Below are 14726 nucleotides of genomic sequence, written 5' to 3'. Positions count from 1 at the left end.
GAGTCGCTCCGGTTAGTGGGCGCCGATGACTTCCGCTACGGCATCGGCGAATCGGGTGTCGAGGATCTCCTCGACCGGCAGCGGTTCGTCGATGTAGCCCGCAGCCTGATAGTCGGCGATGGTCTGAGCGAGATTCTGCTCGGTCGTCGCATCGAGCTGGAGCGGGAGGGTCGCGTTCTGGGTGTACCCCCAGACCTTCTGCCCGACGTCCACGGGCAGGTTGCCCACCGAGTTGAGGATCTCGGCGTAGGTCTGCTCGTTCGCCGGATCGGCCTTCCAGTAGGCGGTCTCGGCCACGCGCTGCACGAAGTCCTCGAGCGCCGCCTCCTTCGCCGGGTCGGAGAGCGTCTGCTCGTTGGAGACGACCAGGCGGTTCACCGGGCTGAACTGGTTCTCCCAGAACAGCACCTCGATGGTCCCGTCCTCGAGGGCGCCGACGATCTGCTCGCTGGCGATGTTCCCCGCGAACGCCTCGACCTCGCCGTTCAGCAGCGCCGAGATCTGCGAGGTCTGGTCGGCATCCGGGTAGCGGATCACCTCGACGTCGTCCTCCGAGAGCCCGCCGTCGAGGAGCGCCCCGTTGAGGATGTTGTCGAAGGTGGTGCCGGCCGATCCGGTCGCGATCTTCGCGCCCGCGAGATCCGCCGTCGTCTCGATGCCGGCGTCCGAGCGCACGAAGACGTTCAGCGTGCCGGACTCGGCGGCGGCCTCGTCCTGCGCGCCGAGCAGCGACACGAACTTCGCGCCCACGCCGTTCTGCACGGCCTTCACCGCATTCGAGTCGAGACCCCAGTACCCGACGTTCAGCGCATCGGACGCGATCGAGGAGTAGATCGCGCCCCAGTCGGTGATGTAGGACCACTCGATCGTGTAGGGGACGTCCTCGAACAGCCCCGACTCCTCGAAGAACGCACCCTCCTGGTTGCTCGTGCCGACCACGAGCGTGACGTCCTTCGTCAGCTCGACGCTGCCGGAGCCGTCCGTCGGAGCAGGATCGCTCGCGGGGCTGGAGCACCCGGCGAGCAGGACCGCCGAGGCCGTTGCGGCCACGGCTGCGGCGAATAGGGATCTCTTCTTCATGACATGCCTTTCAGTGGGTTGTGGAGACGAGGGGTTCGCTCCGTCTACGACGGCGGGGCGGAGTGCTCCCGCACGAACGCCGAGACCGCGTCGAGCGCCAGACCGCGATGGAACCAGGGCGAGCCGTGATCGGCGTCGCTGTGGAGGACGAGCGTGGTCGGCACGCCCTGGCTCGAGAGCGTGTCGTAGAGCAGGAGCGACTGGCTGAACGGGACGTCGGTGTCGTTCGAGCCGTGCTGGATGAGATAGGGCGGAACGTCCGTGGGGACCAGCTCGCGATACGAGTCCAGGAACGGTGAAGGGGAGAGCACCGGATCCGGTCCGAGCAGGGCCTGCCCGAACTGCGCGGGCCTCCCTCCGGTCGATTCGAGACTCCAGGCCGCGAAGGTGCCCGGAGCGGGCGGGCCAGCTGCGAGCTTGGCCGCGTCGTACTCGAGCGGGTTCGCCACCGGGTAGATCACGATCACGCCGCGCACCGGCGGGAGCGCGTCCCCGTGCCTCCGCCGGTAGCGCCGGAGGTTGACGCCGACGAGCGATGCGATGTGACCGCCCGCCGAGCCGCCGCCGACGAACACCCTCGAGGTGTCGAACGAATAGCCGGATTCTGGATCCGACAGCCACGCGAGCGCGTCGAACGCGTCGTCGAGCTGCGCGGGGTGATTCGCCTCTCCCGACAGCCGGTACCCGACCGAGACCACCGTCAGGCCGGCCCGCGCATAGGGCCAGAGGATCTTCTCCTCCGAGGCTCGACGGCCGCCGCGGGTCCATCCTCCGCCGTGGAACCAGAGCAGGACCGGGTGCTCGTCCGCGCTGCCGGTGAAGTGCAGGTCCACTGCGAGCGATCCGCCCCCGCGCCCGGGGAGCTGCACGTCGTAGACGTGTCGTATCCCGCTCATGATCAGAACTCGTTCAGATTCTCGCGCAGGGAGGTGGATCCGTACTCGGTGCGCAGCAGCCCGCGACGGCGCAGCACCGGCACGAGCGGCACCAGCGTGCCGAACAGGCTCTCCGGGTCGACGTTGAAGTCGAAGAGCACGCCGTCGAGCGCGGTCGTGTCGACGAGCTCTTCGACGTGGTCGGCGATCTCCTCGGCGGTGCCGACGATGTCCCCGGACTGGCCGTGCGTGCTTCGCGCGGCGAGTTCGCGGAACGGCGCCGTCTCCGGATCGTCGACGGTGCTGAGGAAGGCTCCGACCACCCCCGCGCTGACCGGGTTCGACGTCCACTGCTCGTGCAGCTCGCGCGGCAACGGCTCATCGAAGTCGAGGGTGGTCAGGTCGTAGTCCAGGATCACCGAGAGCAGCGGGAGCTCGCGGAGCAGCGACTCGTCGCTCCGGCGCCAGCTGAGGTATTCCTCCTTCTCGGCCCGGGATCCGACGACCTTGGGAGAGATGGCGGTGAACACCTTCACCTCGCGCGGATCGCGCCCGTCCGGACGGGAGGCTCCGTCGATGCCGGATCGGATCCGGGCGATGTGCTCGGGCTTCGTCGCGTAGCCGAACTGCACGTCCCCGTGCTCGCCGACGAACTGCAGGCCGCGCGGTGAGTTGGACGGCGCCACGATGAGCGGCCCGTCGTCCTGGAACGGGAGCGACACTCCGGGCCCCGCGACGTCGAAGAACTCGCCCGAGAAGTCGATCCGGCGCGTCCGCTCCGCGAGCGCGTAGACGCGGCCCGCCTCGTCCTCGATCACCGCGTCGCGGTCCCAGCTCTGCCAAAGCTGCTTGACGATCGTGATCCACTCCGTGGCGCGGTCGTACGTGCCCCGGGAGTCGAGCTGCTCATCGAACAGGCTGAAGTTCTCGAGCGCGTTCGGCCCTCCGCTCGTGACCACGTTCAGGCCCACGCGAGGCGTGTCGAGGTGGGCGAGCGTGGCGATCTGACGTGCGGCGATGTAGGGGTCGTAGTGGGAGCTGTTCAGGGTCGGGACGATGCCCAGGTGCGTGGTCGCCCGCAGCAGCAGAGGGACGAGCAGCAGGGGCTCGTGCCGCGGGGCCGCCTCCGCGCTGGCCAATCCGATCCTCCTGCTGGCCTCGGTGCCGGTGAAGACGGGACCGTCCTTGAGGAGCAGGAAGTCGAACCCGGCCTGCTCCAGCACGCGGGCCGCCTGCTCCCAGATGTCGGGCTGATACCAGCGGTAGCCCCAGCGCGAGCTGTCCTTGCGCCAGCCCTGGACGCCGAAGCCCTGGCCGACGAACCAGCCGAAGTGGATGGGCTCTGACATGGGAGGACCTGCTCTCTTGCTCCGTGATCGCGGTGCGCCGCGGCGCGACTCGTGGAACATGCTAGGCGCAGGAGACGGCGGCGCTCCCGGCGCGCGGTAACAGTGGGCAACCGTGCTTCACGCGAGGAAACCGAGCGTCACACGGCGACAAGAACGAGCCCCGGGGACGAGGGCGAGAGCGCGGAACCGGGCGCGCGAACTCGGCGGAGGACGCGCCGACGGCGCTCATCGCGACGGCGAGCGATGCTCCAGATCGAGCACGAAAGCGTGCGGGTCGAGCACGCTCTCGCTCTAGTGGCGGGGTTCGTACTTGTCGGCGATCTCGCCGTAGCCGTTCGCCCGCAGCCAGTCGGCGTTGTATTCCCGGCTGGTGTAGTCGCGGCCGCTGTCGGCGGAGAAGCTGACGATGACCGAGCCCGGAGGCACCCGATGGGCGAGATCCACGGCGATGCGCAGGCTCAGCACGGACGAGGGCCCGAGCACCAGCCCCTCGGTGCGGGCGACGTGCCAGCCGTAATCGATGACCTCCGCCTTGCGCCGCGATTCGAAGCGATCGAGCACGTCGAGCTGGAGGTTCTCGGGGAAATCGCGTTCGAGCTCTTCCCAGCCCTCGGCCCGGTCCAGGATCGGCAGCAGGTTCGTGACCTCGACCTTCTCGGTGAAATCCGTCGCGATCACCGACACCTCCGGCTTCCTGGACTTCAGATACCTGCCGGTGCCGCTGACCGTGCCCCCGGTGGCCACGGCCGCGATCCAGTGGGTGACGCGACCGCCGGTCTGATGCCACACCTCGGGGCCGGTCGAGTCGACGTGGGCGTCGGGATTCGCGGGCGTCGAGACCTGCCTCGCCCACCAGTTGCTCGGGTCCTCGCGCTCGTAGCGCTCGGCGATGGCGGCCCAGTTCCGCGGGTCGTCCGGGGGCACGTCGTGGCGTCCGGGCACGAGATCGGCACCGAGGAGCCGGAGGAGGCTCGCCTTCTCCGGCGACAGTTCCGGGTTGTGCACGATCGTGACCGGGTGTCCCGTGGCCAGCCCGGCGAGCGCGTATCCGATCGCGGTGTTGCCCGCTCCGAAGTCGACGATGCGCTGCCCCGGTCTCAGTTCGCCCGCGGCGATCGCCGAGCGGATGATGTTCAGGCCGATCCGGTCCTTCGAGGATCCCCCGACGTTGAACTGGTCGAGCTTCACCCAGATCTCTCCCGGAGCCCCGGGGGCCAGGCGGTTCACGCGCACCAGAGGGGTGGCGCCGACGTTCTCGAGCACGTCGGCGAAGACCGGGGATTCGGCTGGGTCGCGGAAGCCGGAGGGGAGCCTCCACTCGGACGGGTTCCGAGCTGCGGTGTCGTCAGGCACTGCGGCCTCCCTTCGCCGATCTCGCGGATGAGGCGCAGGCGCCCGGCGCCGGCCTCACTTCTCGTTCCCTCAGCGTACGGACTGTCGCAGCGAGGCCGAAGCGGCTCGGAAACAACCGGTAACACGCGCGACCCCGGCGCGCTCAAGGGCGCGGCGGGGTCACGGAACCGTTCAGAGGGAGCCGGCGGAGGCCGCCGAGGCGGGCGAGGCCGCACTCGGCGGGCTGGCGGGGGTCGGCGCCGATTGGGCCGAGGGGGCCGAGGCCGGGGAGGCGGGCGAGGCGGGGGTCGGCACCGAGACGGGCGTCTGCGCCGACGGAGCGGACGCGGCCGAGGCCGGCGTGGGCACCGAGGCCGCGGAGGGGACGCTGACGACGGTCACCGACGAGTCGACGGCGGTCTCCTGCGCCGGCCCGTTCACCGCGACGGTCCGGCCGTCGTCGGTGATCGCGCCGCCCGGCACGACGGTGCCGTCGGTGGTCCGCAGTTCGAGGGCGTTCGCCGCCACGACGGCGCCGCCCGCGAACAGGCTCAGGCCGAAGACGCCGGTGGTCCCATACAGAATCCACTTCTTCTTGTCCATGTCGTTCTCCTTCGTCTGGTCGGGAACGGCGGTCGGCCGCGCCCGGATGTTGCACTCTCAATACTCCCGGCCGGGGTTAAACCGTCTCCAAGGGACGGGTGAGAGCATTCTTAGGCTCGTCGGCCGCCTGCGGAGCCCCGGAGGGCGGGTCGCCGCGGAGCACCGCCTCGGCGGCGCCCAGCAGGCGGGCGGCGCCCGGAGGGTCGTCGCGGTCGGCGGCGGCGAGCGCGTGGCCGAGCATGTGGACGGCGAAGCGGGCGCGCACCCCGCTGTCGTGCGCCCAGCGCGCCGCGGCGCGGTCGGCCAGGTCCCAGACGCGGCGGCGGCGCTCCGGCACGGTGAGGAGCGCGCTCGCCACCGCATGACCGAGGAAGGCCGCGGGATCCTCCCCGGGATCGCCGACGCCCAGGGTGTCGACGTCGACGAGGCCCGTGATCGAGCCGTCCGGTCCCAGGAAGAGCTGGCCGAAGTGGAGATCGCCGTGGACGACCGTTGCCGCTCGACCGGACTCGCCGTCGAGGATCGCTCTCGCCCGTGCCGCGATCCTCGCCGCGCGCTCCGAGCCCGCGAAGCGGTCCGCGTACCAGTCGAGCCGCTCGGCGATGCCGCGCACCGCTTCAGCGGTGGGAACCGCTGAAGACCGCGCAGCACCTACCGGCCCCGAACGTCCGAGAACGTTCGGGGCGGAGGTCTCGACCTCGGCGATGCTCTCCCGCAGACGGGCGACCCGGTCCAGCAGGTCATCGGGCTCCCAGTCCGCCGAGGCCGCGGGGATCCCGTCGGCGTCCGCGAGCAGCAGCACGCCCGCCGGCGACCAGCCCAGCACGGCCGGGGTGGGCAGGCCGGCCTCGTCGCAGGCCGCGTGAGCGGCGGCGATCCGCTCGGCACGCCGCGGGCGCACGACCTTCACCCAGACCGTGCCGTCAGCGGTGTCGATGCGGAGCACCGCCCGACGACCGGGGCGGTAGGCGACGAACTCGGGCGCGGAGCCGCCGGAGACGCCGATCCGCGCGAGCAGCGCCTCCGCCGCGCCGTGGAAGGCGACCGCGGGGAGCGCCGGCAGGTGCGGATCGGCGGGGTGCAGCCAGATCCGCGCATCGGGACCGCCGGGACCGTCGGGCGCTCCGAGGGCCAGCCCGGTCTCCCGCTCGACCGCGAGCCGGGAGGTGTCGACGTAGTATCGCAGCCGGGCCGGAGCGGAGTCGTCGGCGTCCACGCTCACGTCGAAACCCGCCGCGGACCCGGCTCCCAGCGGCTCCCGCGACACCGCCGAGACGGCCTCGGGCCCGATCCCGAGCGCTTCGCGGAGCAGTTCGAGCTCCGCGAGGGATGCGGCGGCCGCGCCGCGAGGGGACCCCGCGGTCGACGCCCGCTCGCCCTGTCCGCTCATCCTTCAATTGCATCACGTCCGCGGGCCGCCGGGGATGAGATATCTCTTAGAGTGGCTCCTCCGGGCCCGCACCTCGTAATACTGGATAGGTGAGTACGACGACCAAGCGAGGCGGCCGCCAGCGCGCCCTCTCGTTCTCCGTGCGCACCCGCATCATCGCCGTCATCACCGTGGTGACGGCCCTCGGCCTGCTCGCGGTGGGCGTGTCCGTGTATCTCGTCGAGCGCTACCGCATCCTCGAACAGGTGGACGTGCGCCTGCGCGCGAACCTCGAATCCGCCAGGTACATCGTCACCGAGGGGCATCCCGACTCGGGGAGGTGGGCATCGGCGACCGATGCGCTGACTGCGGTAGTGGAGCGGATGAGCCCCGACGACAACACCGGCGCGCTGGGCATGGTGGACGGCCGGATCGCCATCGTCCCCGGCGTCGACCTCGATCTGGACCTGCAGGGCGAGGACGCGTTCGCCGCGCACGTCGCCGCGATGACGGAGGGCGACGATCCGCGGATCGGCACCTATGCGGAGAACGGCGTGGCCTGGCGCTACCTGTCGACCCCGATCCGGGTCGAGGGATCCTCGGGCTCGGCGGATACCACGTTCGTCATGGTCTACGACCTCGACCGGGAGCTCGCGGAGTTCGACGAGGCGGCGCGCATGTTCGTGGTCGTCTCCGCCATCGTGCTGGTGGTCGTGGCCGCCACCGGAACGATCGTCGCGACCCGGCTGCTCCGGCCCCTGCGCCAGATGAGGGAGACCGCGGACCGGGTGTCCGCGAGGTCCCTCGACGAGCGCCTGCCGATCGTCGGCAACGACGACGTGGCCGAACTCGCCGACACCATGAACAGCATGCTCGACCGGCTCGACGACGCGCTCGAGTCGCAGCGCCGGCTGCTGAGCGACGTCGGGCACGAGCTGAAGACCCCGATCACGATCGTGCGGGGCCACCTCGAGGTGATGGATCCCGACGACCCGGACGACACGCGCGCGACCCGCGAGCTCGCGATCGACGAGCTCGCGCGCATGGCCCGGCTCGTGCAGGATCTCGCCGACTCCGCCGCTCTGCACGGCCCGAGCCCGGTGCAGCCGCGGCCCGTCGACGTCTCGGACCTGGTGCATCAGATCGCGCGCAAGGCGAGCGGCATCGCCGGAGCCGAGGTCTCTCCGGGAGTCGTGGCCGACGGGGTCGCGCTGCTCGATCCGGCGCGGATCACCCAGGCGGTGCTGCAGCTCGTGCAGAACGCGGTCACGCACGGCGGCGGCCGCGTCGAGATCGGCAGCCGCACCGACGTCGACCCCCGCACCGACGAGTCGCGGCTGCTGCTCTGGGTGCGCGACCACGGCCCCGGCGTGGACGACGACGCGAAGGCGCGCATCTTCGAGCGCTTCACCCGCGGCAGCGCGGCGGGCGAGCGGGTCGGCAGCGGCCTCGGCCTCAACATCGTGCAGGTCATCGCGCGGGCGCACGGCGGGGAGGTCTGGGTCGAGGACGCCGCGGGCGGCGGAGCGCGCTTCGTCATCGCCATCCCGGAGGGCGGCGAGCGGCCGGCCGGCTCCTCGGAGGACCCTGCGCCGCCGCCGGGCGCCGAACGCCCGCAGCCGGCCGACATCGGCCGAACCGGAACAGGAGAGTGACACCTTGGCATCGATTCTCATCGCGGACGACGAGCCCCGCATCTCGGGATTCGTCGAGAAGGGCCTGCGCGCCGCGGGATTCGCGACCCGGGTCGCCACGACCGGGCCGGAGGCGCTGCAGCTCGCGCTGACCGACGAGTTCGACCTGATGGTCCTCGACGTCGGCCTGCCCGGCTTCGACGGCTTCCACGTGCTGGAGCAGCTGCGCGGCTCCGGATCGCGGCTTCCCGTGATCATGCTCACCGCCCGCGTGGAGCTGCACGACACGATCGCCGGCTTCGAGCACGGGGCCGACGACTATCTCGGCAAGCCGTTCTTCTTCGACGAGCTGCTGGCCCGCGTCCGGGCGAGGATGCGCGTGGACGGCGCCGCGGCGCCAGCCGATCTGACCTGCGGCGACCTGCGCCTCGACATCCGCACGCGGCGCGCGCACGTCGGCGAGCAGGCGATCGAGCTGTCGGCGCGCGAGTTCGCGCTCGCGGAGGAGCTCGTGCGCCATGCGGGGCAGGTGCTCAGCCGCGAGCAGCTGCTGAGCCGCGTCTGGGGCTACGACTTCGACCCCGGCTCGAACATCGTCGACGTCTACGTCGGCTACCTGCGCCAGAAGCTGGGCTCGAGTCGCATCGAGACGGTGCGCGGCGTCGGCTACCGGCTCGCGGCCGGACCGACCTGATCCGGCGCCGGGCCCGCGGTTCTAGACCTCGGCCCCCGAGAACGCGTTCCGGACGATCGCGGAGGCCGCCGCGGCATCGACCGGCCGCGGATTGGCGTAGGGCTGCGCGAGCACCTGCTCCACGACCGCCGCGACGTCGGTCTCTCGCATGCCGAGTTCGGCCAGAGAGCCGGGGGCGCCGAGCTCGCGGGCGAGTCGCTGCAGCTCCCGCGCCGGATCGTCGACGCCGAGCGCCTCCTCCAGCGATCGACGCGCGTCGCCGGCGACCGGCTGGTTGAACGCCAGCACATGCGGCAGCACCACGGTATGCGTCTCGGCGTGCGGAAGGTTCAGTCTCCCGCCCAGCACATGGCAGAGCTTGTGATGCAGGGACATCGTGGTGGCGCCCAGCACCGCGCCGCACAGCCAGGATCCGCGGAGCGCGTCGGCGCGGGGCGCCACCGCGCCGGGCTCCGCGACGATCGCCGGCAGCGAGCGCGAGAGCGCTCGCACGCCCTCCGCCGCCATGAGCGAGATGATCGGCGACCGATCGGGCGCGTAGAGCCCCTCGACGGCATGCGCGATGGCGTTGAACCCGCTGACCACGCACATCCCCGTCGGCAGCGTCCTGGTGAGCTCGGGGTCGTAGACGACGCTGGTCGGCAGCACCCTCCGATCCCGCCCGGTCTTCTTCTCGCCGCCTTCGGTGATCCCCCAGATCGGGGTCATCTCCGATCCTGCGAACGTGGTGGGCACGGCGATGATGGGGAGTCCGTATTCGAGCGCGATCGCTTTCCCGAGGCCGATCGTCGAGCCTCCGCCGACCGCCACGCAGGCGTCGGCGCCCAGTTCTCCGGCCGCCGCGCGCGCCTTGGCCGCGACCTCCACCGGTACATGCATCTCCGCCTCCGAGAAGACGCCGGCGCTGAGTCCGCCCAGCTGCCGCGAGAGGTTCCGGGCCAGTTCGGCCTGGAACGGGGTGGAGAGCATCAGCACGCGGCTCAGGCCCAGATGACGGATCTCGTCGCCCACCGCCTGGGCGGCCTCGGCGCCGAACCGCACGCGCATCGGCAGTGCCTCGTAGGAGAATTCGATCATGGCTTCAGTCCTCGCTTTCGGTGTGGAGCACGATATCGAAACCGGCGAGACGGAACGGCGCCGTCACGCCGAAGTCGGCCGCCAGCTCGGCCGAGTCCACGGGTTCGAAGGACTTGACGAGGCTGTCCTTGACCGCGAAGACGGCGTCGGAGTCGATGTACTCGCTTCCGGCGACGAAGATGTGCGTGGTCAGCTCCCGGTAGCCCGGAGCATCCACGATGAAGTGGATGTGCGCGGGCCGATACGGGTGCCGCCTCGTGGCGACGAGCAACTCCCCCACCGGCCCGTCGGTCGGGATCGGGTAGTGGGCCGGGATGATGGTGCGGAACCAGAACCGCCCCTCCTCGTCCGCCCGGAACAGGCCTCTCCCGTTGCCGACCTCCTGGACACCGCTCTGCTGCACGTCGTAGAAGCCCTCCGCGTTCGCCTGCCAGACGTCGATCACGGCACCGGGAACGGGACGCCCGGTCGTGTCCACCACCCTGCCCCGCACGACGGTCGTCTCCCCCCGGCTCTGCGGGGAGACGTCGTCCCCCAGCGCCCGCGCGGGCGACTCGACCATGTGGAACGGGCCCAGCACCGTCGAATCGGTGGCGTCGGGGGTCTCGGCGTCGTTGATCGTCTCGACCAGCATCGAGACCCCGAGCACGTCGGAGAAGAGGATGAACTCCTGCCGCACATCGGTGCAGGTCTGGCCCGTCCGAGTGAGGAAGTCGATGCCGGCCTCCCACTCCTCGATCGTCGGCGACACCTCGTTCACAAAGGCGTGCAGGTGCCGGGCGAGGCTCTCGAGCACCTGGCGAAGCCGCGGGTCGGGGGTCTCGGCGAAGCTGCGCACCACCTGCTCGGTCAGTTCTCGACCGCGAAGATCCGAGGTCATCGGCTCATCTCCTTCACTCTGTTCCCGTCGCCGACGCTACTCGCCGCGGTCCTCTTGCGATCGCGCGCGGCGGCGCGTCTGCCGGGGGTGTTCATCCGCCGCCTGGACAGCGCCGTCGAGAGCGCGATCGCGGCGATGAGCGCCGTCCCGTTGAACACGGCGGGAAGCCAGTCCGCAGCCCCCGAGAGCCGGAGTCCGCTCACCGAGACCGCCACGAAGAGCACGCCGATGACGACGCCGATGACGTTGTACCTGCCGGGCGTGATGGCGGTCGCGCCCAGGAACACGGCGGTCAGCGCGGGGAAGAGCAGATCGGTCCCGTCGCCGACCAGCCCGCCGCCGTTCCTGGCGGTGAGCACGATGCCGGCGAGGCCCGCCAGCGCCCCCGAGAGGAGGAAACTGGCGAACGCGACGCGGTCGACCCTGATCCCCACCAGCTTGGCGGCGGCCGCGTTGATGCCGACCGCGTAGCTGCGGCGGCCGAAGGGGGTCTGAGTGAGCAGGTACCAGCAGACGACCGCCACGCCGAGCAGGAGCCAGATGGAGCGCGGCAGGCCGAGCCACTGCTGCGAGCCGAACTCGCGCAGGGGCTGGGCGATGTTGCTGGTGATGTCGACGCCGCCCGTGTACCAGTGCACGACGCCGGGGACCAGGGTGGCCATGCCGATGGTCACGACGAACGCGTTCAGGTGCAGTCCGGCCACGAGCGCCGCGTTGAGAACGCCCACGACGGCTCCCGCCAGCACGCCGGCCGCGATGGCGAGCGGCAGCGGGAGCTGGAAGTGGGACTGCGCCGCCGCGCAGACGATGGAGCTGAGCACCGCCGTGGCGCCCACCGAGAAGTCGAAGTGCCCGCAGATGAGCGGGAAGATGGCGGCGATCGCGACGATCGTCACCACGGGCAGGTTGGCGAGGATGACCTGGAGATTGGCCGCGGAGGTGAAGGCCGCCGAACTCGACGGCAGCAGCGCGAACATCGCCCAGACGAGGGCGACGAGGATCAGCAGGCCGAATCGCTCTCCCAGATCGGCGAGACGTGCGGCAAGCGCGCTCCCCGGCGCCTCGTCGGGGAGTGGGATGGTGTTGGAGGTGGTCGTCATGGTGATCCTTGCTCGGCGGTTGCGGGCGTGTTCGAGTACTCGATGAGCGTCGGAATCGACGCCTCGTCGTGGGTGAGGTCGGCGACGATCCGGCCGTCGCGCAGCACGACGACCCGGTCGCAGAGGTTGGAGAGCTCCTCGTAGTCGGAGGAGGCGATGATCACCGCTCGGCCCTCCGACGCGACCGATCTGAGCAGGTGGTAGATCTCCGCCCTGGCCATCGCGTCGACACCCTGGGCCGGCTCGTCGAGCAGCACCACCGCGGGCGAGCGCTGCAGCCACCGCCCGAGGATCACCTTCTGCTGGTTCCCTCCGGACAGGCCCGTGATGGGAAGCTCCGGAGAGGCGGCCTTGACCTTCAGGCGATCGCTCATGTCCGCATAGGCCGCCGCCTCCCGGCCCCGCCTCAGCTGAGGTCCGTCGCTGAACTCGTCCAGCGCGGCGATGGTGGCGTTCTCCACCACCGACATGGTGCTGAAGAGCGCCTCGCCCGGCCGGTCCTCCGGGACGAGGGCGATGCCCTGCTCCAGGGCGCGGTGCATCGACCAGCCGTCGAATTCACGACCGTCGACGACGACGCTCGCCCCGGTGGGCAGCGCCCCGAAGATGGAGCGCAGCAGGGTCGAGCGGCCGGAGCCGAGCAGTCCGGCGATCCCGAGGATCTGTCCGCCGTGGGCCGCGAGCCGCACGTCCCGGAGCGGACCGGCGGTCAGCCCGCTGATCTCGAGCAGCGGGCGCGGATCGGCGACGGGCTCCGGGATCGGCGGATAGAAGTCCTCCAGCGGCTCCCCGGCCATCAGCTCGACCATGTCATGCTGAGACAGCCCCTCCACCGAGCGGTCGGCGACGACGACGCCGTCCCGGAGCACGGTGATGTCGCTCGCGATCGCCTTGACCTCGGAGAGACGATGACTGACGTAGAGGATCGTCTGCCCCAGTCGCGCTCTCCGGCTCAGCGCCTCGAGCAGCACGTCGACCTCGTGGGCCGGCAGGCTCGCCGTCGGTTCGTCGAGCACCAGGATCCGATCGCCGCCCTCCTCATCGGCGAGGGCCCGGGCGATGGCGAGCATGGTCTGCGCCGCGGGCCGCAGTTCTCTGGCGAGCTGATCCGGGCGCGCCATGATCTCGTAGCGATCCAGCAGTTCGGAGGTGCGGCGACGCAGCCGCCTCCAGTCGATGCCACCGGCGCGCAGCGGGAAGTCGAGGGTGAAGCCGAAGTTCTCCGCGACGGTGAGGTCGCCGAAGATCCCCGGATGCTGATGCACGAAGCGCAATCCCAGCGCGCGGGAGTTCTGCGGGCCGAGGTGCGCGAGCGGTTCCGTCCGCTCCCCGACCGTGACCGTGCCGCCATCGGCCTGCTCGACCCCGGCGAGGAGCTTGATCAACGTCGACTTGCCCGAACCGTTGCTGCCGGCCAGCGCGTGGATGGCGCCGTGCTCGATCGACAGCTCGACGCCGTCCAGCGCCGGGATGCCTCGATACCTCTTGGTCGCCCCGGCGACCCGCATCGCGGGCCGCCGGGGCACAACCGTCGAGACGGGGGCCATCAGACTCCCCACGCCTCGCGGTAGGCGGATTCGTAGTCCACGGGAGGCACGTACCCGCCCTCGTCGGGAAGGTTGTGCTCCGCGTCGACGATCTGGAAGCTCATCCCCTGCGGCACCGCGGACTCCCCGTTGAACACGCGGTTGATGGTGTCGATCGCGCCGTAGCCGTACCATCCGATCGGCTGGCCGACCGACGCGGATTGGCCCTGGTCCTCGCGGATGAGATCGAGGTTGGGCGGGAAGCCCTCGCCGCCGATCAGGGAGATATCCGAGGAGCGGGGTGACGACGCGACCGCCTGGGCGGCGCCCAGCAGGACGAGCGATTCGAGCGGGATCGCGACCCACTCGGCCGCGGGGTGCTGCAGCAGCGCGGACTCGACGATCTGGCGCGCGTCGCCGAACGTCTGATGCGTCACGTCGACCGTGTGCACCGTGCAGGATCCGCAGCTCTCGATCGCGTCGTGGAATCCGGCGGAGAGCACTCCGCCGATGTTGGTCCCCTTGAACTCGAGTTCGATGATCTCCGCCTCGCCGCCCGACGCCGCGATGATCCATTCGGCGCGGGCCTGCCCGACGGCGAACTGATAGTCCTCGTTGCTCGCATACTCCTCGGAGGGCTGCACCGAGGCGGAGAAGAGCGGATCCCCGGCGGGATTCACCCCCTGGTCGCAGTCGAAGCCCCAGAAGTTCACGGTGACGATGTCGGCGGCCTCGGCCTCGCGCAGCGGATCCTGGATCACGCTGCAGTCGATGGCCTCGGTCACGATGCCGTCCACGCCGGCCGCGATGCCCTGGCGGACGCAGTCCGCGAACGCTCCGCCGGCGTTCAACTGCCCGTCGCAGACCTGCGCGGTCCAGCCGAGCGACTCGGCGGCCTCCTTCGCGGATTCCGCTCCGATGGCGCAGCCGATCGCGTTCTGCCCGCACGAGACGATCCAGATCGACTTGTCCTCGGCGATCGGGGGCGCGCTCGTCGGCGGCGCGCCGTAGTCGCCCGCGGCCAGTTCCTCGAGGCTGACCGGGCTCGCCGAGGCCGTGGGGGCCTCGTCTCCTCCGTCGGTGGTCGAGGCGGATCCTCCGCCGGCGCACGCGCTGGTGAGCAGCGCGGCGACGGCGAGCAGTGCCAGCGCACCGTTGCGCCGACGTTCTTTGAGACTCATTCGTCTGTGTCCTTTCAGGTGAGTGA

13 protein-coding genes are annotated in these 14726 nt (G+C 70.8%); 2 read left to right on the top strand and 11 right to left on the bottom strand.

The window, feature by feature from the left end; genetic code table 11:
* Window positions 1-12: 12 nt before the first annotated feature.
* The 6 genes from J4H92_RS07390 to J4H92_RS07365 form a co-directional block, all read right to left on the bottom strand.
* A complete protein-coding gene (locus tag J4H92_RS07390) occupies window positions 13-1080 on the bottom strand; it encodes an ABC transporter substrate-binding protein (RefSeq protein ID WP_208097528.1) in 1068 nt (355 codons plus the stop codon).
* Between the two features lie 44 nt (window positions 1081-1124).
* A complete protein-coding gene (locus J4H92_RS07385) occupies window positions 1125-1976 on the bottom strand; it encodes an alpha/beta hydrolase (protein ID WP_208097527.1) in 852 nt (283 codons plus the stop codon).
* 2 nt (window positions 1977-1978) lie between these two features.
* Window positions 1979-3304, bottom strand: a complete 1326-nt coding sequence (locus J4H92_RS07380) for an NtaA/DmoA family FMN-dependent monooxygenase (protein WP_208097526.1) — start codon at window positions 3302-3304, stop codon at window positions 1979-1981.
* A gap of 291 nt (window positions 3305-3595) precedes the next feature.
* Window positions 3596-4657 (bottom strand): pyridoxal-phosphate dependent enzyme, encoded by a 1062-nt coding sequence (locus J4H92_RS07375; protein ID WP_208097525.1) that lies wholly within the window; start codon window positions 4655-4657, stop codon window positions 3596-3598.
* 171 nt (window positions 4658-4828) lie between these two features.
* Complete coding sequence (locus tag J4H92_RS07370; RefSeq protein WP_208097524.1) at window positions 4829-5239, bottom strand: hypothetical protein; 411 nt, start codon at window positions 5237-5239, stop codon at window positions 4829-4831.
* Between the two features lie 76 nt (window positions 5240-5315).
* Window positions 5316-6629 (bottom strand): phosphotransferase, encoded by a 1314-nt coding sequence (locus J4H92_RS07365; RefSeq protein WP_208097523.1) that lies wholly within the window; start codon window positions 6627-6629, stop codon window positions 5316-5318.
* Window positions 6630-6718: 89 nt separating this feature from the next.
* On the opposite strand from J4H92_RS07365, the gene J4H92_RS15730 reads away from it, so the two are divergent.
* Together J4H92_RS15730 and J4H92_RS07355 are read left to right on the top strand one after the other, a co-directional pair.
* Window positions 6719-8263 (top strand): ATP-binding protein, encoded by a 1545-nt coding sequence (locus tag J4H92_RS15730; protein ID WP_208097522.1) that lies wholly within the window; start codon window positions 6719-6721, stop codon window positions 8261-8263.
* A gap of 4 nt (window positions 8264-8267) precedes the next feature.
* Window positions 8268-8936 (top strand): response regulator transcription factor, encoded by a 669-nt coding sequence (locus tag J4H92_RS07355; RefSeq protein ID WP_208097521.1) that lies wholly within the window; start codon window positions 8268-8270, stop codon window positions 8934-8936.
* A gap of 21 nt (window positions 8937-8957) precedes the next feature.
* Here J4H92_RS07355 and J4H92_RS07350 read toward each other — a convergent pair whose 3' ends face one another.
* Genes J4H92_RS07350 through J4H92_RS07330 form a run of 5 tightly spaced genes read right to left on the bottom strand, consistent with a single transcriptional unit; the run spans window position 8958 to window position 14700 of the window.
* Window positions 8958-10013: a maleylacetate reductase gene (locus J4H92_RS07350; protein ID WP_208097520.1), complete on the bottom strand. Its 1056-nt coding sequence runs from the start codon at window positions 10011-10013 to the stop codon at window positions 8958-8960.
* Between the two features lie 4 nt (window positions 10014-10017).
* A complete protein-coding gene (locus J4H92_RS07345; protein WP_208097519.1) occupies window positions 10018-10893 on the bottom strand; it encodes a dioxygenase family protein in 876 nt (291 codons plus the stop codon).
* Window positions 10890-11993, bottom strand: a complete 1104-nt coding sequence (locus J4H92_RS07340; RefSeq protein WP_208097518.1) for an ABC transporter permease — start codon at window positions 11991-11993, stop codon at window positions 10890-10892. The genes J4H92_RS07345 and J4H92_RS07340 overlap by 4 nt, the downstream gene beginning before the upstream one ends.
* On the bottom strand, window positions 11990-13540 hold the full coding sequence (locus J4H92_RS07335) for a sugar ABC transporter ATP-binding protein (protein ID WP_208097517.1): 1551 nt from the start codon (window positions 13538-13540) through the stop codon (window positions 11990-11992). The genes J4H92_RS07340 and J4H92_RS07335 overlap by 4 nt, the downstream gene beginning before the upstream one ends.
* Window positions 13540-14700 carry a sugar ABC transporter substrate-binding protein gene (locus J4H92_RS07330; protein ID WP_208097516.1) on the bottom strand — a complete coding sequence of 387 codons (1161 nt, stop codon included), beginning with the start codon at window positions 14698-14700 and terminating at the stop codon, window positions 13540-13542. The genes J4H92_RS07335 and J4H92_RS07330 overlap by 1 nt, the downstream gene beginning before the upstream one ends.
* Window positions 14701-14726: the final 26 nt, after the last annotated feature.

It is taken from the genome of Leucobacter weissii, assembly GCF_017565745.1.
Taxonomy (GTDB): domain Bacteria; phylum Actinomycetota; class Actinomycetes; order Actinomycetales; family Microbacteriaceae; genus Leucobacter; species Leucobacter weissii.
This window is presented reverse-complemented; position numbering and strand designations above follow the sequence as displayed.

What these genes read in the sequence shown, in the direction of transcription:
- J4H92_RS07385 (WP_208097527.1), bottom strand. Translation starts at nt 1,976, where the DNA reads ATGAGCGGGATACGACACGTCTACGACGTGCAGCTCCCCGGGCGCGGG.
- J4H92_RS07340 (WP_208097518.1), bottom strand. Translation starts at nt 11,993, where the DNA reads ATGACGACCACCTCCAACACCATCCCACTCCCCGACGAGGCGCCGGGG.
- J4H92_RS07350 (WP_208097520.1), bottom strand. Translation starts at nt 10,013, where the DNA reads ATGATCGAATTCTCCTACGAGGCACTGCCGATGCGCGTGCGGTTCGGC.
- J4H92_RS07390 (WP_208097528.1), bottom strand. Translation starts at nt 1,080, where the DNA reads ATGAAGAAGAGATCCCTATTCGCCGCAGCCGTGGCCGCAACGGCCTCG.
- J4H92_RS07380 (WP_208097526.1), bottom strand. Translation starts at nt 3,304, where the DNA reads ATGTCAGAGCCCATCCACTTCGGCTGGTTCGTCGGCCAGGGCTTCGGC.
- J4H92_RS07335 (WP_208097517.1), bottom strand. Translation starts at nt 13,540, where the DNA reads ATGGCCCCCGTCTCGACGGTTGTGCCCCGGCGGCCCGCGATGCGGGTC.
- J4H92_RS07365 (WP_208097523.1), bottom strand. Translation starts at nt 6,629, where the DNA reads ATGAGCGGACAGGGCGAGCGGGCGTCGACCGCGGGGTCCCCTCGCGGC.
- J4H92_RS07370 (WP_208097524.1), bottom strand. Translation starts at nt 5,239, where the DNA reads ATGGACAAGAAGAAGTGGATTCTGTATGGGACCACCGGCGTCTTCGGC.
- J4H92_RS07345 (WP_208097519.1), bottom strand. Translation starts at nt 10,893, where the DNA reads ATGACCTCGGATCTTCGCGGTCGAGAACTGACCGAGCAGGTGGTGCGC.
- J4H92_RS07330 (WP_208097516.1), bottom strand. Translation starts at nt 14,700, where the DNA reads ATGAGTCTCAAAGAACGTCGGCGCAACGGTGCGCTGGCACTGCTCGCC.